This is a genomic window from Microcoleus sp. PH2017_28_MFU_U_A, from assembly GCF_020738035.1.
GTDB lineage: Bacteria > Cyanobacteriota > Cyanobacteriia > Cyanobacteriales > Microcoleaceae > Microcoleus.
In genome coordinates this window covers 53,870-74,385 of record NZ_JAEQCX010000060.1, presented here as the reverse complement: position 1 = coordinate 74,385, position 20,516 = coordinate 53,870, and the positions used below count along the sequence as shown (strand labels likewise).

The window sequence follows — 20,516 nt, the reverse complement described above, 5'->3', positions numbered from 1 at the left end:
GGAATTGGGAATTGGGAATTGGGAATTGGGAATTGGGAATTGGGAATTGGGAATTGGGAATTGGGAATTGGGAATTGGGAATTGGGAATTGGGAATTGGTAATGGGAATTGGGAATTGGTAATGGGAGTTTTTTTTATTTACGATCGATATCAGATATTTTATCAATCATTTTTTCTTGCTTACCACCTATTGAGTTTAGATAAGCATTTAGCTTTGGCGACAAGTCATCAATTATTGGTTGGAATTTATTTACCTGTTCTATTCCCAACAATTTTCTAGCATATGCCAGTCTCAACAAACTGATTGTTTCATACAAAGAGCCTCTGGCAATCTTCACAAAACGCCGATTGTCTTGATAATTATACCTGCCCCGTCCTTCTGCAATATTAGCACAAACACTATCGGCTGCACGTACAAGTTGTTTCCCCATAGTATCTTTCGTAAAAAAGTCCCACTCTTTGACAATAAACCAAACCTGATTTGCTAGTTTTTCAGCCAACTTGTAAACATCCAAATCTTCAAAATCCGGTCTACTCATATCCCAACCCTCTATTACCTATTACCCATTACCTATTACCTATTACCTATTACCTATTCCCCATTCCCCATGATTATGTGTTCGATGACTCTTGTTGTTGGAATAGGCAGTAGTAACGCCCTTTCAGAGCCATTAATTCTTTATGAGTTCCGCGCTCGACTACAGAACCTTGATCCATCATAATTATTATGTCGGCGTTTTGGATTGTAGTCAGGCGGTGAGTAATGAAAAACACCGTGCGGCCGGCGAAAGATTCTGCTAAGTTGTTGCAAACTTGGCGTTCGGAATGGTAGTCCAAGGCGCTTGTAGCTTCGTCCAAAATCAGCAGTTTCGGGTTTTGCAAAATCGTCCGGGCGATCGCCAAACGCTGCCGTTGACCCCCAGAAAGCGACGCACCACGTTCTCCCACCACCGTATTGTAACCAGCGGGCAAGCCCATGATAAAATCGTGAGCTACAGCTAATTTCGCAGCTCGTACAATCTCATCCGTACTCGCATCGGGATTGCTCAGAGCAATATTTTCTTGGACAGTACAGTTAAACAGCAAAGTATCTTGCAGTACCACGCCAAGCTGACTGCGGAGCGAATATAATTCCACCTTGGCAATGTCATAGCCGTCAATAAAAATCCGGCCCGAAAGCGGGGCATAAAGACGCTGCAACAGCTTCATCGCCGTACTCTTACCGGAACCGCTTCCCCCCACAATTCCCACAAAACTGCCCTGGGGAAATTCCAAGTTCACATTCGCCAATTGCAGCGCGCCGCTCTCTAGGAATCGGAAGGAAACCTCTTCATAGGTAACCTGCCCTTGAATTGCCGGCAGCGGGATATTGCTCCGGTCTTCCTCGCTGGTTTCCGTGGGTTTGTCGATGATATCCTTGAGCATATCGATCGACATCGAGACCTCTTGGAAACTCTGCCACACGCTCACAAACCTGAGGAGCGAACCAGTCACGTTACCGGAAATAATTCGGAAAGCAATCAACTGACCCAAAGTAATGTCATTGCTCAGTACCAAATAAGCTCCCACCCACAACTGAGCCAAGTTACCCACTTGGTTTAAAAAACCACTAATCGTACCTGCCGTAGTCCCGGTCAGAATTGTTTTAAAACTGGCTGTAATATATTTTGCGTAACGGCTAGACCACTCCCAGCGGGATTTCAATTCAATATTTTGAGCCTTAACAGTTTGAATTCCGCTGACTACTTCCACTAGATAGGATTGAGAGTCAGCAAAACGCATATTTCTTTGTTTGATCAGGCGCAGCACCAGCGGATTGATCAGAACAATCATCAGCGCTAGTACCGGGACAACTGCCAAAGATACGAAGGTTAGTTTCACACTGTAGGAGAGCATCACGGCGACGTAAACCACCGAAAATACTGCATCGAGAACCACTGTCAGAGCGGTACCTGTCATGAATTCCCGAATCTGGCCCATCATGCTGAATTTGTAGACCAGATCTCCGACGCGCCGGTTGTCAAAATAACTCTGGGGCAGCCGGAGCAAGTGGTCGATTACCTCCGCACTCAATTTGACATCAATGCGGTTGGAAGTATCTACAAATAAGAAGGTACGCAAACCGTTGAGGAGTCCTTCAAATAGGGCAACACCTAACAGAAACGCACCCAAAATATCCAAGGTGTCGATGCTGCGCTGACCTAATACTTTATCAATAATTACTTGGCTGATTAAAGGGTTGGCAAGACCAAATAGTTGCACAAAAAACGAGGCGAGCAATACCTCAATAAATACTGTTTTGTGTTCCATCAGCGCCGGCACAAACCACCAGAAGCTGAACTGCTCTTTTTGTTCGACTTGCGGCTCTTGCAGCAGCAGGACTTCTCCCTGTTCTCCCCAGTCTTCTCTAAACTGAGGTACCCGCATCCGCATCAGCCCCTTTTCTGGGCTGGCTAGTACCAATTCTTGCTCGGTGATGCTGTAAACAATGGCAAAGCTATCTAGGAATTTAATCATGACCGGAGCTTTGATCCGGTTGATCGCATCTGCTGGCACTTGCGCCAATTGAGGGGTCAGGCCGATGCTTTGGGCGATCGCCCCACAGGCTTGCAGATTGATAACACCAGCGGTTTTTAACTGATTTTCTAGAACTTTGCGGATGATATCCCGACGAAATTTGATACCAAAATACTTGCTCAACATTTGGAAGCAAGCTAGCGGGGCATCTATTTGCCCTTTGGCGCGGAAAACTGGATATTTCCCCGCATCCTTTGGTGCGTCGATTTTGGGTTCTGGGGGACGAGGTGGGGCGATGGGTACATCATCAAAAATGATGCCTCGCTTTTTCCCTAAGCCTCCTGTTCCTGTGTCTGTCTCGCCAGTTAAGGGATCTTCTAGCTCTGATGGTGATGCTGAGGGTTGCCGGAAGCCTACCAAGCGGGCACCGGCGCTGCCTTCTACTTTTAAGGATTTGGCTGCATTTTCAGCAGAGAAACGGCTGCCGGTGGGAAACTCGCCCAAGACGCCGCTGCTGACTAGCCAAATTCGATCGGCATCTAGTTCGTTAGCGAGGTCTTGAGTTTTTTTGTTACCCTTTGGGACGTTGACAACTGTTGCGTCTTCCCAAGCTTGCCGAGTTAGTTCCTTGAGATCCGAAGTGCCGTCGGCTTGGCGCTGCAATTCCAGGCTCAACAGTTCAAACACTTCGCTCAAGGAAGAGTGAGCGTGAAAAGCTTCTCCAAATGTCGGCTGTTTTTCCAGTACACTCAGGAAATCTTCAGCAGGTAGGACGATCGCGATTACATCTGTAGAGGCGATCGCAGTTTCGCAGGGAACTCCTCTGAGCAAGCCAGCCCAGCCGAGAATTTCCTTTGACTGCACCAACCGCAAACTGACGTGGCGCTGCGATCGTTGGTCAAAGCCCAGCAGCCGGGCCTGACCTTGATAGATAATTGCCACCTGAGTCGGCATTTTTTCGCGTTCAAACAGGGGTTGCCCCGTCCGGTAGCCAAGGAGCTGGCATTTAGCCACCAAGGCCGTTAGATCCGTCTCTGACAGTCGGTCAAAGGGAGGTGTTTGAGCTAAGAAATCCTGAATTTGGGAGAGGGAAACAGCGGAAGAAGTCATGATATTGAAGACACCGAAGAGAGGGGCTGTAGCGGGCCTATTTGCGATATTTGTTCGGCGAGCCAGCTTTCAAAGAGTTCGTTAATCAGGTGCAGCCGCATCGATTCGTCGAGCTGGGCCGGCATGAACTTTTCTAGTCGAATAATTACCATCCATTCTGCCAGAGGACGGGGCGTCCAAAGTTGATTTGGCTGGCTGACTGATAAAAGTTTACTAATTGCCGGGTGAGGCTGACTGAGGGGTACTGGGCCCAACAGGCCGCCCGACTTTGACTCTGGGCCTTCCGAGAAGTCGCGAGCTACTTCAGCAAAGGTTTGTTCCCCTTCCAGGATGCGGAAGTAAAGTTCGTTTGCCAGTGCTGGATTTTTGGTGCGTACCAGGGAATAGACTACGTGGTCTAGACTGGCTTTGCGGGTTAAAAAATAATTATCTACTTTAGGTCTCCAAGTCTCTTGCTTAAATTTTTCGATCAGCAAGGGCCTGACGGCCATCTCTTGAAGTTCTTCTTCTGTCATATTTTGACTCCGCAGCCAAGCTTCTCTGGCGTCGGGGGCTGTCAGTTGGTGCTGTACCAGAAAGTTCTCGACGGCGGATTTGCGTTCTTCGTCGCTGCAACTAAAGGATGCGATCGCTTGGTCGATGATTACACCCCGCAAGAATTGGGGCATCAACTGGTAACGCTTCAGGAGCGATGGCATATCCTGAGCTTGCAGTAATTTATCGCCTATTTGAAAAAGTCCTGTCATTTTTTAATCTCCAACTGACTTGCGCTTCCCCTTTTAATCTAGCTGTGGCAGGAAAAGAGCGACAACCACTAACCCCTCAATCTCCCGATGATAGCAGAGCGTTAAGAAACCTAGCGCTATAGCTGTCTATTTCTTGACGCTTTGCATCCAGACGGGGTTCCTTTCAAATAGTTTGCCTATTTGATGGGAGTAAGCGCGACTGTCGAGAATTTTGGGATTTGCCGCCATTGTTTGCTGGATTCGATCCCGATAGCGCCGACGCAGTTCTGGGTTGGTTCCCAGTGCTGTACTCAGTTCTATATAAGAGTTCTCGCTATGTGCTACCAGTTCCGGAAGTTGTAGTTCTTCGAGGACTGCTGCAAATTGTCCCGATCGAGTTTTTTGCCCTTTTCTTGCCACTACAGGCAACCCGGCCAACAGCGGTTCAGCAAAGGGGCCGGCATCGCTGTATGGATAGGAGTCTAAATATATATCAGCCAATTCCAGACATTTTATGCAATCTGCACGATTTGATAGCGCTCGTATCACAACTACCCGCTTTTTGTCAATTCCAAATTCCCCGAAAGTCGATCGAATTTGGTGGTAAAAAGGCACCGTCGGATAGTTTTCGGTGCGCGATCGAAAGGGATACAAAACTAAAATAGAATTCGGTACACCCGCAATAATTTTTGCCCAAGTTTCTCGCAATTCTGGGATAATTGTCCGAGCCCGAGCACAGGACATGAACACTACAGATTCATCGGTGGCTCCCCAACTGCTGCGAGTCGGTTCAACGGTGGCAGGGGCTAACTCTACAGGATAGCTGAAACAAACTCCCGACCCTTCTAAAGTAATTAATTTTTCGCGATACTCTGGTGCATCTGCCGGCAAAGTCAAATCTCCGACAATCAAATAATCGATATTGCGGGCTGCGGTAGTGGCGGGAGTGGATGCAGCGGTAGCAATTTGCACCCGCGCCAGTCGGTGCAAGCACAGCAGCGCGCTGGGCCCGGAAGTGTCGGCGATATTGGTGCTAATTAGCAGAATATCTAAATCGTGCGATCGAATTTCCTGCACTTGCTGTGGCAAATCTTCCGAAAGTTGCACCAACTTGTCAGCGCAACTTCCGCAATATTGCGCCAGTTTCTCATCTTGTACCTGGAAATAGTACAGGATAACTTCAAATTTGTTTCTATCTAAATATTCAAAACTCGGAATAGCAGCCCAAGTCTCCGATTCCACACTAATTTTGTCGAGCAAAATTCCCAATCTAACTTTAATTGGCTTCGATACTCTTGGAGCAAAATCCCAGTTTATTTCACAGCCAATTTTTTCTAAATAAAATTCCAGAATATCAGCTCGCTGGCTCAAGACATTCAGCAAATTTGGATCGCTCAAATACAAAGCTTTGAAGCTAACACTCTTCGCAATAAATCCGGCCACATAAGACCAAACTCCCGCATTTGGAAAACGGGCGATATTCGCAGCAACATACTCAATTAAATCCTGGAAATATTCTGAATATCTTTCAACCTCTCCCGTTTGTTGAAAACAATTCGGAGACTGAAATAGAAATTTCAGAAAATCATCAAAAAACCACTGGGGAATCGCTGAATCTTTATACTCTAACGGCAACTGATAAGCCTCGCGGTACAGCATAGCTGCCAGACAATAGGGCATCTTATCGGCAATTGCCCCTGCTGAGCCAAGTTTCGAGTATAACTGGCGGACAAAACTTTGTTCCGACTCCGTTAAAATTTCATGTTTGAGGTGGCCCTCTAGTAGCAATTTATGAGCTTTCCCCGCTGCTTGCGAGTAAGCACTTTCTATTTTATCAACGGGACAATTTAGCCAAGCTTCAGCTAGTTGTTGGCGGCGTTGTCGCATTTGGAGCAAAATTGACTGGTTTGATGGCAATTTTTTGTACTTGTCAACCAGTGCTGACAAGTCAGATATATTAGGCTGGGTTCTCGATGCCAACTTTTGCCGAATTGTCTGTTTAATTTGTTGATTCAGGAAATTGTAATCAGGACTATTTAGGAGTTTCTTGTAAAATCTAATGACATCTTTATGATTTTCCCCAGCAGCGAAGTTTTTCCAGGTTTGTTGTTCGGGATGAATCCGCAGTGACGACAGTTTTTCGTCTACAAACCCGACGTGATAGTTTCCCATGATCCGCCACCACATATCTAAGTCTACATACTGAGATAATCCTGAATCAAACAATCCTATTTCGCCAAAAACTCGGGCGGCAATTAATACGGTACTCGGTTCGCCAATTTTGTTGATGGGGTTGTTCAAGCAGTTAGCATCTGCTAGCAAGTCTTTTCCGGGCTGAATAGATTTTAAATTCGACCAACTTTTGTGCAAATCTTTGATTGATTGGGAAGCTTTCCGCAAAATTGGGTGAGATTCATCTTCAGCGATGGTGATGCCGCGCGGGGAGAAAACCATGCCTATGTCTGGGTTTTGTTGGGCGGTGGCGACCATTTTGGCGATACATTCTGGTGCCAGCAAGTCGTCTTGAAACAGAAATTTGATGTATTCACCTTTGGCTTGCTGGATGCAGAAGTTCCAGTTTTGCGATAAGCCGTAGTTGCGGTGCAGGATGATGCGGAAGTCGGCGGATGTTTGCGATTGGAAGGATTGGGCGATCGCAATTGTGCGGTCTGTGGAGCCGTCGTCGGATACAATCAGTTCTATATTAGGGTAAGTTTGGGCGATCGCGCTTTTGATTGTTTCCTCAATAAATGCCTCTCCGTTGTACGTCGGAATGCAAATGCTTACCAAAGGCTGCCAGCTTCGCAGTTCTACTTTTGATTGAATTTGTGGGTTTGACTCTCGGAATTTAGCTTGGGGATGAGATTGCTTCGTTCCTCGCAATGACAAGGAATTTTGATTGAATTGGGCCCAAATTTTTGCAGGCTCTGCTTTGACCATTCGTGACAGAGGCAAATTTTGAAAATTATCGGTAATTTCGGCAATATATTCGAGACGTTGTTTAATTTTACTACCTGTAACTTGCGGGTTGAGAAAAGTATGAATTTCCGTAGCCGCTACTACTCCAACTTGTTCAGCTTCCCGGTAATTTTTGAAGACGTATCGCATGAAATCAGCAGCGTGTCCGACATCCGGTTCGGCCCAAACATTACCTTTTTTATAAGGCCCGCAATCTTCCTCGATTGGGACTAACTTATACTTAACTAAAAAGCTATTCCCAACATTCATAAATTCTGTATTTGATGAATAACCGGTGGCAATTACAGGTTTACCATAAAACATCGCTTCAGCCATCGTTAAGCCGAATCCTTCGCAGCGGTGCAGCGACACGTAACAATCGCAACTGTAAAGCAAACCGTTGATTTCATCTTTGGATAAATACCCGTCTTGATGTCTGATATTTGCAGAATCATCTATGGCAAAATTCAACAATTCTAAATCTTTGAGATTTTTGTCGGAGTTGGAAGATTTGATCAGCAATAATACGCGGTCATCTTCACCAAAAGCTGTTTTAAATGCTTGGATGACTGCCAAAGGATTTTTGCGTTCGATGCGGCTACAAAAGTCGAAGACAAACAGAAAAATAAATTTATATTTAGGTAAATGCAGTTCTTCCCTGCTGAGGGAAGGTGCAGGTAAAAAAATACTGGGCATGATTTTGATGACTGGAATTGGCGAAACTTGAGAAATTGCTTCTGCACAAGAATTGCTGTAAGTCCAGATTTCGTGAAAGTGATTAAATGCTGGCTGCCATTGGGGAGGAAATCCGGGAAGTTCCCAGGCCCAAAAGCCGATATTGTATTTATTCTCAAAATAGCTGGAACCTCTATCTTTGATGAAAGTTTTAACTTCATCAGCGTTGACTTGAATTAGATTTACCGGATGGGGATTGTCTGGGCTAAAGTTTTGATATGTGGTGTCTTTTTTACGGTGGGGACTGCGGGTAAAATTGTTGATAGCCAAGGGAATTCCGGCGGCTTCTGCGGCTCTGATGTTGGCTCTTACTCCTTCTCCTATGCCAAATTCGCCGTTGATGTATCCGGCGATGTTTATTCCTAAATTAGGATTCATAATTTATAATGTATTTAGTACAGTGCTGTGTTTATTTTTGGGGAATCAGCCGAATCGATCGATCGCCTCAATTGAGCTTGCATGAGAGTATGGTTTAGCGCAAATTATAATTTTGCCGAATATTTGCTAACGTATATCAATCTTTGCACGATTGGCGAACAAGATTTAAATGAACCGCAGAGTATGCAGAGTACGCAGAGGGCCAGAAGAGAGGGAAGAGAAAGAGTTGGCATCGCGAAAATTTGGTGCTTGACAAATGTGCCGATCGCCATTGTATACTGGCATCGCCATGCTAACCTTCGTCTGCTGGTCTGTTGACATGGATTGCTCTGCTTTATTTTACGGCAAACTAATCAGGAATTTTAGGGAAAGTGATCGATCGCGCCAACCACGACCTCTTCAAGCTGCTACCGCCGGATGCTAAAGTCATTGTTGAAATTGGCTGCGGTACTGGTTCTAGGGGCGAACACTACAAGCTGATCAATCCCCACTGTCAGTATATTGGCATTGAATGCGATCGCGAAAAAGCGAAAATTGCAGTCGATCGGCTAAACTGGGTGGCGGTAGCCGATATTGAAGAAATTGCGATCGCCAGTCTCGACATCGAACCCGGAACTGTCGATTGCTTGATTTTTGGCGACTTGCTACCCTATCTCAAAAACCCCTGGGAGATACTACAGCAGTACAGTGCTTTGCTAAAGCCGGAGGGGCAAGTTTTCGCCACAATTCCCAACGTTCAATACTGGCGGCGCATTGTCAATCTGTTGCGGGGACATTGGGAAAATCCCGACAGCAAGATGCAGCACTGGTTTACCCTGGAAAGAATTAAATCATTATTTGCTCAAGCCGGATTGCAGGTTTATGAATTGCAAGGGAAGGGACACAAAACCGAAAATTTTGCCCAATTCCAGCAATTGCTGCATCCAATGGTGAAGGCGTTAGAGCTCAAATCCAGCGATTTTGCTACGGAAACTGGTGCTGAATATTATATTGTGCGATCGACCAAATCGACCGTGCAGCCGCGCAGACTGCTGATCCAAACCATTATTATGGCTCCTACAGGGTGCGATCGCGTGCGAGTTCTGGAACCGGACAAATTTAGCGCCACAATTCCCGGTGTCCGCACCGTATCGGGAGTGAAAACAGCAGCATTAATTACCGAGTTTCCGGGAGAAGAAAAAGTCTTCGTCTGGCAACGGACAATCATGCAATATCCGGCTTACATTCCCAAACTCAAAGAACTACTAAAACAAGACTATTTAATAGTAGCCGAAATTGACGACAATCCCGTCCGCCGCCGCGAATACGCAGACAATAATTACCTCAGCTATCGCGGCTGTCACTGCGTTCAAACTACAACAGAACCGCTAGCGAAAATTTTGCGTCACTACAATCATAATGTTGCCGTATTTCCCAATCAACTAGCCTATCTACCTCCGCCGCGAATCTATCCAGCAGAACATACCGTCACAATATTTTTTGGCGCGCTCAACCGCGAGAATGATTGGCAGCCAATTATGGCAGCACTGAATCGAGTTTTAGCTGCACACAAACACCTGATTCGAGTTAAAGTTATCCACGATCGCAGATTTTTTGAATCTTTGGAAATACAGCAAAAGGAATTTGAATCTTTTTGCAGTTACGAACGGTATCAAGAAATCATGTACAGTTGCGATATAGCTTTGCTGCCGCTCGTTGTCAACCCGGTTAACGAAATGAAATCTGACTTAAAATTCATTGAATGTGCGGCGCGAGGAGTAGCGGTTTTGGCGAGTCCCACAGTGTACGAAGATTCGATAGTAGAAGGTGAAACCGGATTGATTTACAAACATGAAAAAGAGTTTGAAACTAAGCTAAATTCGCTGATTTCCGACACTTCTATGCGCCAGGAAATAGCCGCGAATGCTTACGAATGGGTGCGCGACAACCGCTTGCTGTGCGGACACTACCGCGAGCGCCGAGACTGGTACTTGCAAATGCGAGATGAGTTGCCACGTTTAAACGCTGAGTTGCGATCGCGATTGCCTGAGTTGTTTACCGACTGAATGCGGTAAGATTTATAGGGGTTTTTGTGCAATACGCTTGCGATCGGACAAGACGGCGGATAAGACGGCGGTTGAAACCGCTGCTATACAAACGATGTCCGCCTCCGCGGACTCAAGAGAATAACGTAATTTTAACCGTCCAGTCTTCAACCTGCGGAGGCAGGTTTTGTCTGTATAAACGCGGTTTCAACCGCCCAGTCTTCCGTTTTATTGTTTAATTTTTAATTGTTGATAAACACAAATGCGAATCCTATTCACTATTGCTCACTTCTACAATCCCAGCGGCGACGGGAAACACGCTTCCCAACGAAACGATCCGCAACCGCGCATCAATGCTTTAACAGCTTGCGTGACTTCGCTGCAAGCTTTGTATGGCAAATCTCAGTGCATGATTGACATTGGCGAATGTGCCACTATCCCAGCAAATCAATCTCAAAAGCACGAAATCGATATTGTTGTTTGCACTACTCAAGGTTATCACCTTTTGCCTCAACTACCTGTGCAGCCGAGGTCTTTTATGCACCACGCTACCAAATGCGAACCGCTGCTGTTGGGGTTTGAGTGTCAGGCTGTTTTGCGTTCTTGCCTTAACAAATACGATTATTTCTGTTATTTGGAAGATGATTTAGTTCTCCACGATCCGTGGTTTTTTAGTAAATTAAATTGGTTTACTCATCATGGTGGACATGGAAATTTGTTGCAACCCAATCGCTATGAAGTATCGCCTCAAGGTGCTGTTTTTAAAGCATATATTGATGGTGATTTAGTGCCAGGAGCTACTGCTAAATTTCAAAATGTGGAGGAGCAGCCGCAGTTGGCAGGGAAAATTATGGAACAGCCAATCTCTTTTGAGCGGACTTTGAATCCTCATTCCGGTTGCTATTTTTTGAATGCGGAACAGATGGCTCACTGGGCTAAGCAGTCTCATTTTTTGGACAGAGATACTAGCTTTGTTGGCCCGCTGGAGAGTGCGGCAACTTTGGGAATTATGCGGACTTTTAGAGTTTATAAGTCAACTCCTGCTTATGCTAATTTTTTGGAAATTCAACATTTTGGAGTGAGTTTTCTGAAGTTAATTGGTAATAAGGTGCGGATTTCCGAAGAAGCGTGAGCAGCCTATTTGGGGCGGGCAAGATGCCCACCCCACAAGATCAGACGGCGGTTTCAATCGCTCGGTTTTATTCAACCTGCGGAGGCAGGTTTTGTCTGTATAGACGCGGTTTCAACTGCCCGGTTTTCTAGGAATTCAAATTATCGCCGATTTTAACTGTACCGCTGTTGATGATTTTGGCTAAAACTCCTGTTTGTGCGTGACCGAATTGTTGTTGTAGTAAACTGAGTAGGGGAATATCTCGATCGCCCGTTTGTGGATTTACTTCTACGTTGACACAGCGACCAATTCGTGCTGTAACTTCGATCCGTGCTGCACCTAATTGAAACTGTTTTCCGATTAACTCAAATTCCGACCAAGCTGAAACGCCCTCTAGCACAACGTTTGGGCGAAATCTGCCCACATCTATATTTTGCTGGGCGACTTCGGTTAATCGATCGAGTGTAGCTTGACTGAGGAGAGAAATATGTACCGGTTCTCGATCGGGATAACGAGTTTCCCCACTACTGTTACCGATTAACCGCAAAGGTGCAAACTGCGGGTGTCTCGCTTCTTTTGTTGGTTGAGTCGCCGCCAGATAGTCGGTAAAAAAAGTGCTGATGCGATCGCGCCCCGCTGTTGTGTTCGTTTCTGCTGACAACACTGCAACTCCTTGACGCTTGACTGTTAAAACAGCCGTTTCCGGTTGATAATGGCATTCCAAAGCTGCTAGCAGAGGCCAATCGTTTTGAACCGCCAAATATTTTTTGCTAATCCAAGACGCGCTATCGGCGGGCATCTTTGCACCTTCAAGATAATCTGTAAACAGCAGCGCAAAAGCGCGATCGCCCTTAATACCATGTCCTTTCGTTAAAGCAAACTCCGACATTGCTTGCGGTGTTAGCCCTTTAATTGGATAAGTAAATAACTGCTTGATTGTTGCTACTGTCATAAAAATCTCGGAAATTGCTACAATTTTAACTCTAACTCTTCTTCCACCTTTATTAAGGGGGTTTTATAGTAGCCATCATAGAAATTTAGGTACGTAGTTGGGCTTCAGCCCTCTTTATATGTATGTCTAAAGAGGGCTCGCATCCCAACTACGTACCTATCTGTTAGGGGGTATCGAAGATGTAGCAGACATTAATTTAACTCAACCTAAAAACCAATTAAGCTAACAATTCATAGCGGCGAATATCTGGAAGCGCAACTGCTAAACCGTCTAATTTCTTCACTGCGGCTTGAATGTGAGTTGAGGCGAGATGCTGTTCGAGCAAAGCTGCACTTTCCCACTCTTCAAGGAAGGTAAAATCTGTAGGATCGGCTTGATTTTGGATAAGTTCGTATTTGATGCAGCCTTCTTCTTGGCGAGTTGGCTCCATAATGCTCAGAAGTAGAGATTTAAGTTCTGCTACTTTGTCGGGAAAGGCTACGAGGCGCGCGATTACTCGCAAGGTTGGTGTGGACATAGAAGAAAAAATGAACAGATATGGCGATCGAATTTACCGATATTTATCGGGCAAACTCTATTAAACAGGATTTTACTTAAACTAACCTAAAAGAGGTCGATCGGTCAACAGCGAGCATAATCTTTCCAGGACGCGATCGAGTTTCAAAAACCCCCTTTATTCCGAAATTCTTCGTTACCAACCGCAGAACTTCGTATAAACCCGGTTTCTTTGTATATTTGAACCCACAAGTAAGTCCACCTAATTAAATCTACAATACGGATCGCTAAAAAGCTTGCTGTTTATGTCTTTCTCCCTCTTCCAACTGTCAACTATCAACTGTCAACTGTCAACTGTCAACTGTCAACTGTCAACTGTCAACAACTGTCAACTGTCAACTGTCAACAACTGTCAACTGTCAACTGTCAACAACTGTCAACTGTCAACTGTCAACTGTCAACTGTCAACAACTGTCAACTGTTCCGATCAATCTTTGGGATAAAATCGCTTGTTGTCTGTAGAATATTCCCAGGCGATCGCCTCCGGGTCTTTTTCGCTACTCCACTGAGCAAACTCTGGCTTAACTTTCCATTTGCCGATCGTACTTGCATGAACCTTGAACCTGCGGGAAAGTTCTGTTTGGGTAAAAGAGATTTTGGGCTTTTGAGGAGTCTTGGTTTGAGCAATCGGAAATAAATTTGGTTTTTTCTCTTGTGCTTTTTCCCGATTTGTGGGAGGCTCTTGAACAGCTATTGCGACATTAGGTGTTTCGCTTTGAGTGACAGTGGGGGCTATTTGAAAATAATACAAAATTCCGCCTTCTTCGGTTACTTGAAAATCGGCGGCAAACTCAAGAGCCCGTTCGTCGAGATATTCTTGAACCTTTTCTCCCGGGAGTTTCGCATTCATCGCCAAATCCAAGGCCGTAACTCGCCCTTGATTTTCCTTGATCAACCTGTAGAAAACCGAGTCTAAATGAGCGAGTCTGTGTTTTTGCTGCTGCTGGTAAAGCTTGTAAGCCCAAGCAACGCCCGCTGTGGTGGCGATCGCCCAAAACATCGTTCCCGACTCGAAACTGGCAACCGCCGTCAAGCAAATAGGCAAAAGCAGGGTAAGATATCCCCAAATGCTGCCCTTCTGTAGGTTATTGCTGTTTTTGACCATAGTTCCTAAACGGCTACGTAGTTTAGTTTAGCAGAGCGTGTCTGAAAGCCGCAGGAGTGTTTTGACAGTGGATATATCGATCGCCCTTGCCAAAAAACGGATACCGTTCGACGTACCCCTGTCAAGCGATCGCTCCCAATTTTAGACCCCAGTTAAAGCCCCCAGATTCAGATCGAGGAGTAAATCTCAAATCTAAAAATGGAAAATCGACTGAAACACTCTACTACAACATCCCATAATTTACTTTTTGCAACCGAGGATTCATGTACTTTTTTCGCAAACAAATTGCCATCCTGTTCGTAGTTGTTGCTTGCTGTACGCTGACGATTAGTTGCAGCGGCGATAACCGAACTGTCCAGTGTACCAAACTTATTGCAATTGTCACCAAAGGCAACGCTCTCATCAATTTTAAGAACGGCACCTACGATGCTGCAACGAGCAAGAACTTAGCTAAAGATTTGAACCAGACAGCTAAAGAAATTGAGGCTTTGCGAATCACAGATGCAACCCTCAAAGAAATTCAGGCGCCGTCGGTTAAATTTTTCGGGGAAATGGGTCAAGGAATCGGCGACATGGGCAAAGCTCTTGAGGCAGGAAATCGGGCTTCTACAAGTATAGAAGGTCGAGAGCAAATCAAAAAAGCTAAAGCGGATATTGTCCAAGCGGGACAGCGAGCAAATCAAGCAGCCAAAGATCAAGACGCTTTGACTGAAAAACTCATTAATTATTGTAAGAGCGATCGCTAAATAGGTAATTACAAAAACAACCAGAAAATCAATTATAATATCCAGCAAGATGTTATTGTTTTTGGCGATCGCCTACATCATAACCAATGACTTCTGACTAATTACCCATTCCCAATGCCCAATGCCCAATGCCCAATTCCCAAATTTAATGATGAATTTCTAGATTCAAAATATAGGAACCGAGTTGTACTTTTTCCGACCACAACTCATATTCTAACCGCAGGTGTTCCGGTTCCGGCTTGCCTGTCAGGGTCAAGTTGCGGGTGAAGTTTCGGAGGCGCAACTGTTCGGGAGTCGCCAGCGATTCGCCCTGAAGCCAATAACGGCTCAGGCCGTACATTCCGCGTTCCCAGCAGTGGCGGTAACTGTACTTGCCGTTTCCTTGCATCGTCATAATCACTCGATAGGGCGAAACTTCCAGCCACAGCAACCGGGGTTTTGTAGTTGTGGGCAAGATCGTAACTTGCTCGCCAGATGTGTCAGATGCGTCGGAAAATTGCCGATCGAGTATTGCTGGTTCGTGCAACAACAAGTGAAAGCGATCCCGGTCTTTTTGATACAGGGTACCAGCGGTTTCAACAACTGACCACAAAGGTAAATCTGTGGATACTAGCGATAAACTTACAGGCTTGCGATGATGCGTCAGCATAAATAAAAGTGTAGGAGTTATTGTGGTTCGGGCAGTTTGAGATTTTAGAGTTTTGATTTTAGATTTTAGATTTTAGATTATCTGGGCTCTAAATTCCGGAGCTTTTGGTAAAAAAATACAAAATCTACAATTCGCAGTCAGAAATATAAATTTGTTCAGTCCAAAGTCAATTATCCGATCGATAACTCAGAGCTGAACCTGAAATCTCAGCAGATATACGGACTGTAATTGTGAAATTCAGGTAAAACCCGTACAGTTGCATCTCCTCTCCCCTGTAGCCGATCGCAGTTTTAGCAAATAATGGAACTGTATCCACCTGCTCCCAACCCTTATGCAGTCTGTCATTCCCCAATCTAAAATTTAAAATCTAAAATCTAAAATGGTATGACTTATGACTGGGAAAAGGTTAGGATAGCTAACGCCGTCCCATCCTAGTCTATCTCATGCAAGCTGCCATTATAACTACTTCGCCCAAGAGCGAAAGTCAAACTTTAAGCATTCAAAAACCTGCCTCGGGCTTGTCGCTGCGAGGCAGGATTCGAGTTCCGGGCGATAAGTCGATTTCTCACCGCGCTTTGATGTTGGGTGCGATCGCCCGCGGTGAAACTACAATTGAGGGACTGCTGCTAGGAGAAGACCCCCGCAGCACTGCTAAATGTTTCTCCCTTCTGGGAGCCTCCGTTTCGGAACTCAACGAGGAACGGGTGACTGTCCGGGGCGTCGGAATTGGTGAGTTACAGGAGCCTCTGGAAGTCTTGGACGCGGGTAATTCCGGCACGACGATGCGGTTGATGTTGGGAATTTTAGCCTCTCATCCGGGGCGTTTTTATGCGGTAACGGGTGACAGTTCTTTGCGATCGCGCCCCATGTCACGCGTAATTAAGCCGCTGCAACAAATGGGCGCGCAAATTTGGGGTAGAAAGAGCAATTCTTTAGCTCCTTTAGGGATACTCGGACAGCAGTTAAAAGGGATTCACTACCATTCGCCGATCGCCTCAGCTCAAGTTAAATCCTGCATTTTGCTAGCCGGTTTGATGGCCCATGGAGATACTACAGTCACAGAACCCTCTCTGTCGCGGGATCACAGCGAGCGGATGCTGCGGGCGTTTGGAGCTAAATTGAGCGTCGATCCAGAAACTTGTAGCGTGACAGTCAGTGGCCCAGCGCAACTGCAAGGACAGAATGTAATTGTACCGGGAGATATTAGTTCGGCGGCATTTTGGCTAGTTGCTGGGGCGATCGTCCCAGGTTCCGAACTCGTAGTCGAAAATGTCGGTGTCAATCCCACTCGTACAGGTATTTTGGAAGCTTTGGAGATGATGGGGGCGGACATTGAACTGCAAAATCAGCGAGATGCTGCGGGGGAACCGGTAGCAGATATCTTGGTTCGCTCTTCCCCACAGTTGCGGGGATGCACCATTGCTGGCGACTTAATTCCCCGACTGATTGACGAAATCCCCATTTTGGCAGTAGCCGCAGCCTTTGCGTCGGGTACTACCATCATTCGAGATGCGGCCGACTTGCGAGTCAAAGAGAGCGATCGGCTCGCCGTGACTGCTGCGGAGCTCAACCGCATGGGAGCCAAAATTACCGAGTTACCAGACGGTTTGGAAATTACCGGGGGAACTCCTTTAACTGGCGCGGATGTTGACAGCTACACCGATCACAGAATAGCGATGAGTTTGGCGATCGCAGCCCTCAACGCTACAGGTATTACTAACATTCACCGGGCCGAAGCCGCTGCCATTTCCTACCCCGACTTTACCGCCACTTTGCAACAAGTTTGCCATCCGAATTGAGAGGGGGAGAGGGGAAGATTTGGAAAATATTCCCGGGAGTATGTCATTTTTTCAAAAAACATTTTTTTACAGTGCTGTCCCCGCTCGCGATCAGGGACAGCACTACATACAAATGCAAAACTGAGATGCTCTCAATATTCCCTTTTCCTTCTGTCAACCCTTCTCTAAGCGAGCTGTCAACTGTCAACTGTCAACTGTCAACTGTCAACTGTCTAATTAAGAATCTTGACCGACAACTTGTTCTTTTAAAGAATCAATTTCCGTCAACAACTCTTTGCGGCTAGTAGCATTGAGCAAATAGCGGTAAACAAACCAACCCGTATATCCGATACCAATCAACTCAAAAAATGGAGCTACCAAAGGGACATCATTAAGAGCATCTAAAACTCCCAGCGTTACCTTAATACTAATAGCGCCTGCCAGGATTAAACCAATAGTTATCAGAGGTTTTTGATATTCAACAAAAAAGGTTGAGAGATAAGCTGGAAGCTCGGACAAAATTGTGAGAATTTGATCTTTAATATCTTGGGACTGGCTCCCTGGAGTTTCTGAGGTCATTGTAGTGATGACCCCTGGCTGGTCACTCACTAGGTCTACTGTCACAACTTCAGTGATAGTTTGCGTGTCGTCAGAAAAGTTAGCTTGGGTCATGGGATAATTCCTCCGTTGTCAAGTAAAATTGCACGCTTTGAGTTGCTGCCAATATAATTATCTGGCAATTAGCAAAGCATTCAGGCTGCTGGGGCTAATTGATGAGATTAAGGCAGAGCTTCACCAATTGCAAGCAAAAATAACGATATGGGTTGATTTTAAACAATTGCCTCCGTTGACAAATCGCTCTTTTGACTCATTTTTTCACTTCCCTGAGGTCGATTTGATTGGGACAAGTGCGCCCTTGTTCAAAATCGGTGATATTGCCGATCGTGGTTTCAGCGATATTTTGCAACGCTTCCTCGGTGAAAAAAGCTTGATGTCCGGTAATCAGGACGTTGGGAAAAGTCAGCAAGCGCTGAAATACGTCGTCTTGAATCACCTGATTTGACAAATCCTCAAAAAACAGATCCGTCTCTTGTTCGTAAACATCTAAGCCGAGGTAGCCAATTCTACCAGACTTCAGTCCTTTGGTAACAGCTTTAGTGTCGATCAACTGACCGCGACTGGTATTGATCAACATCATCCCCGGTTTCATTTGCCCGATCGCCTCTGCACCGATTAAATGATAAGTTTCTGGTATCAGCGGACAGTGGAGGCTGACAATATCAGAGTTGGCGAACAGTTGGGCCAGCGCCACGTATTCCATCCCCAAGGCTAAGCAATCGGGGTTTGGGGAAACATCGTATCCCAGCAAGCGACAGCCGAATCCGTGCAGAATTTTGGCAGTTAGCGCGCCTATTTTGCCAGTTCCGACGATTCCCACCGTTTTACCGTAGAGGTCAAAACCCAACAAGCCGTCTAGGGCAAAATTCCCTTCGCGGACTCGGTTGTAGGCGCGGTGGATTTTGCGGTTGAGGGACAAAATCATTGCGACTGCGTGTTCGGCGACGGCGTAGGGAGAATAAGCGGGAACTCGGAGAAGAGTTAAGCCTAAATCGCGGGCTGCGGCTAAATCGACGTGATTGAATCCGGCCGATCGCAAAGCCAACAACCGAACACCATTTTGGGCGATCGCCTGGAGCGTTTTTGCGTCCAAAGAGTCGTTAACGAAGGCGCAGACTGCCGGAAATCCAGCAGTCAGAACGCTAGTTTCCAGGTTCAGGCGCGGTTCAAAAAACACCAACTCGTGTTTGTCGGCGTTGGCTGCTGTCAGAAAAGTGCGATCGTAGGATTTGGTGCTGAATACGGCTACCTTCATGATGTTTGCCTGCAAATCCAGTAATAGTTGGCGATTCCTTCCAGATTAACTCTAAATTTTACTAAAATGCCGTTGCCCCAAACCACCCACTTTCCCCGATCAATATGGAGTTTTGCAACGAAAACATCTCTGAAATAACCAGATTTTTAGCCCTCCTCACAAATCCTACTGACGTTTTCAAAAAAACTTCTTAAGCTATGGTAAAGGGCGAGCATGAATTGCTAATTGTTTAGGAGAAACTCAGGTGCAAAAACAACTCAGACCAATAATTCATGAAATCTTAGAAGGTTCAGAGCGTAGCAATTTATACAGCTTAGCAGGCAATATTATTATCACTGGTTTGATTCTGATAAATGTTGCAGCTTTTATTGCTTCTACTTCCCCCAGTTTCTCCCAAGAACAAAAAAGTATTCTAGAAAAGATCGAAATTGTTGCATCCTTAGTATTTACAATAGAATATGGTTTGAGGCTGTGGGTATGTACAGTAGATCGCAGATATAGCCACCCGCTTTGGGGAAGATTGAGATACAGTCTGACACCACTAAGTCTAATAGATTTAGTTTCAATATTGCCATTTTTTACAGTGCTGTTATTTCCCGAGTTAAGCTTCATCAATTTAATTCGCCTGTTGCGTTTGTTACGGCTGCTAAAAATGAGCCGTTATTCACACTCAGTGCGAACTATGGGAGCAGTATTGTACGCAAAAAAAGAAGAATTAATCGCCACAGCTTTTGCAGTTTTCATTCTGTTAATATTTGCCTCTAGCATCATGTATTTTGTTGAATACGAAGCGCATCCCAAAGCTTTTGGGAGTATCCTCGATTCAATGTGGTGGGGAGTTGTGACATTGACGACTGTCGGCTACGGCGATATTTATCCTATCACTCCTTTAGGTAAATTTTTAGGAGCAATTTTAGCATTTTTGGGAATCGGGATTTTTGCGCTACCCGCAGGGATAATTGCTTCTGGTTTTTCCGAGGAAGTGCAAAGGAGAAAACAGGAAAGAATTGGGGCAAACTTAGACCAATCTGCTAATTGTCAATCGGTACCAATGCTCGGGGAAGTCGAGATTGGTTTTGAAGAACAGCAAAGGGCGATCGCGCTTTACGTCGAAAGTTCCGCCGACTTAATGCAAATGTGCATCAACTCGGCGAAACAGAAATTAGGAAGTCATATTGAGAATGAAGAAGTTCTTCGGGATTTAGCTATTCATCTGTACAACGAGACTGTTCGCAAATTCCAGCTTTAATCAAAGCCATTGACAGTTGACAGTTGACAGTTGACAGTTGACAGTTGGTTC

At 45.5% G+C, this 20,516-nt stretch carries 17 protein-coding genes; 5 read left to right on the top strand and 12 right to left on the bottom strand.

Annotation, left to right across the window (positions count from 1 at the left end; all coding sequences use genetic code 11):
• Positions 1 to 134 precede the first annotated feature (134 nt).
• The 5 genes from JGK14_RS15605 to JGK14_RS15585 all read right to left on the bottom strand — a co-directional run bounded on the left by JGK14_RS15605 (position 135) and on the right by JGK14_RS15585 (position 8,744).
• Positions 135 to 539: a four helix bundle protein gene (locus JGK14_RS15605; protein WP_293183875.1), complete on the bottom strand. Its 405-nt coding sequence runs from the start codon at positions 537 to 539 to the stop codon at positions 135 to 137.
• Positions 540 to 612: 73 nt separating this feature from the next.
• Positions 613 to 3,627, bottom strand: coding sequence for a peptidase domain-containing ABC transporter (locus tag JGK14_RS15600; protein ID WP_293183873.1), 3,015 nt, complete (start codon positions 3,625 to 3,627; stop codon positions 613 to 615).
• Complete coding sequence (locus JGK14_RS15595) at positions 3,624 to 4,373, bottom strand: peptidylprolyl isomerase (RefSeq protein ID WP_293183871.1); 750 nt, start codon at positions 4,371 to 4,373, stop codon at positions 3,624 to 3,626. Before JGK14_RS15595 ends, JGK14_RS15600 begins: the two co-directional genes overlap by 4 nt.
• A gap of 126 nt (positions 4,374 to 4,499) precedes the next feature.
• Positions 4,500 to 8,423, bottom strand: a complete 3,924-nt coding sequence (locus JGK14_RS15590; protein ID WP_325315250.1) for a glycosyltransferase — start codon at positions 8,421 to 8,423, stop codon at positions 4,500 to 4,502.
• A gap of 165 nt (positions 8,424 to 8,588) precedes the next feature.
• On the bottom strand, positions 8,589 to 8,744 hold the full coding sequence (locus JGK14_RS15585; protein WP_293201051.1) for a hypothetical protein: 156 nt from the start codon (positions 8,742 to 8,744) through the stop codon (positions 8,589 to 8,591).
• Positions 8,745 to 8,794: 50 nt separating this feature from the next.
• Here JGK14_RS15585 and JGK14_RS15580 point away from each other — a divergent pair, with 50 nt between their 5' ends.
• Both JGK14_RS15580 and JGK14_RS15575 read left to right on the top strand, forming a co-directional pair.
• Positions 8,795 to 10,468, top strand: a complete 1,674-nt coding sequence (locus JGK14_RS15580; RefSeq protein ID WP_293191400.1) for a methyltransferase domain-containing protein — start codon at positions 8,795 to 8,797, stop codon at positions 10,466 to 10,468.
• A gap of 241 nt (positions 10,469 to 10,709) precedes the next feature.
• On the top strand, positions 10,710 to 11,579 hold the full coding sequence (locus JGK14_RS15575) for a calcium-binding protein (protein WP_293183865.1): 870 nt from the start codon (positions 10,710 to 10,712) through the stop codon (positions 11,577 to 11,579).
• 127 nt (positions 11,580 to 11,706) lie between these two features.
• On the opposite strand, the gene JGK14_RS15570 is transcribed toward JGK14_RS15575, so the two are convergent.
• From JGK14_RS15570 to JGK14_RS15560, 3 genes are all read right to left on the bottom strand, one after another.
• On the bottom strand, positions 11,707 to 12,510 hold the full coding sequence (locus tag JGK14_RS15570; protein ID WP_293218641.1) for an MOSC domain-containing protein: 804 nt from the start codon (positions 12,508 to 12,510) through the stop codon (positions 11,707 to 11,709).
• Positions 12,511 to 12,727: 217 nt separating this feature from the next.
• Entirely contained in the window at positions 12,728 to 13,027 is a 300-nt protein-coding gene (locus JGK14_RS15565) for a putative quinol monooxygenase (RefSeq protein ID WP_293207251.1), read from the bottom strand.
• A 465-nt stretch (positions 13,028 to 13,492) separates the two neighbouring features.
• Complete coding sequence (locus JGK14_RS15560; RefSeq protein ID WP_293183857.1) at positions 13,493 to 14,170, bottom strand: hypothetical protein; 678 nt, start codon at positions 14,168 to 14,170, stop codon at positions 13,493 to 13,495.
• Positions 14,171 to 14,433: 263 nt separating this feature from the next.
• Here JGK14_RS15560 and JGK14_RS15555 point away from each other — a divergent pair, with 263 nt between their 5' ends.
• Complete coding sequence (locus JGK14_RS15555; protein WP_293191394.1) at positions 14,434 to 14,916, top strand: hypothetical protein; 483 nt, start codon at positions 14,434 to 14,436, stop codon at positions 14,914 to 14,916.
• A gap of 145 nt (positions 14,917 to 15,061) precedes the next feature.
• Here the strand turns inward: JGK14_RS15555 and JGK14_RS15550 are convergent, their stop codons facing one another.
• Positions 15,062 to 15,565: a hypothetical protein gene (locus JGK14_RS15550; protein WP_293183853.1), complete on the bottom strand. Its 504-nt coding sequence runs from the start codon at positions 15,563 to 15,565 to the stop codon at positions 15,062 to 15,064.
• Positions 15,566 to 15,731: 166 nt separating this feature from the next.
• Positions 15,732 to 15,881, bottom strand: a complete 150-nt coding sequence (locus tag JGK14_RS15545; RefSeq protein ID WP_293191391.1) for a hypothetical protein — start codon at positions 15,879 to 15,881, stop codon at positions 15,732 to 15,734.
• Positions 15,882 to 16,008: 127 nt separating this feature from the next.
• Here JGK14_RS15545 and aroA point away from each other — a divergent pair, with 127 nt between their 5' ends.
• Positions 16,009 to 17,364: a 3-phosphoshikimate 1-carboxyvinyltransferase gene (aroA, locus tag JGK14_RS15540; RefSeq protein ID WP_293218637.1), complete on the top strand. Its 1,356-nt coding sequence runs from the start codon at positions 16,009 to 16,011 to the stop codon at positions 17,362 to 17,364.
• 216 nt (positions 17,365 to 17,580) lie between these two features.
• Here aroA and JGK14_RS15535 read toward each other — a convergent pair whose 3' ends face one another.
• Positions 17,581 to 18,015, bottom strand: coding sequence for a CAAD domain-containing protein (locus JGK14_RS15535; RefSeq protein WP_293197819.1), 435 nt, complete (start codon positions 18,013 to 18,015; stop codon positions 17,581 to 17,583).
• A gap of 196 nt (positions 18,016 to 18,211) precedes the next feature.
• Complete coding sequence (locus JGK14_RS15530) at positions 18,212 to 19,216, bottom strand: 2-hydroxyacid dehydrogenase (protein WP_293218635.1); 1,005 nt, start codon at positions 19,214 to 19,216, stop codon at positions 18,212 to 18,214.
• A gap of 244 nt (positions 19,217 to 19,460) precedes the next feature.
• On the opposite strand from JGK14_RS15530, the gene JGK14_RS15525 reads away from it, so the two are divergent.
• The gene (locus JGK14_RS15525; RefSeq protein ID WP_293183844.1) at positions 19,461 to 20,465 is read left to right on the top strand and encodes an ion transporter; all 1,005 of its coding nucleotides are present in this window, start codon (positions 19,461 to 19,463) and stop codon (positions 20,463 to 20,465) included.
• Positions 20,466 to 20,516 lie beyond the last annotated feature (51 nt).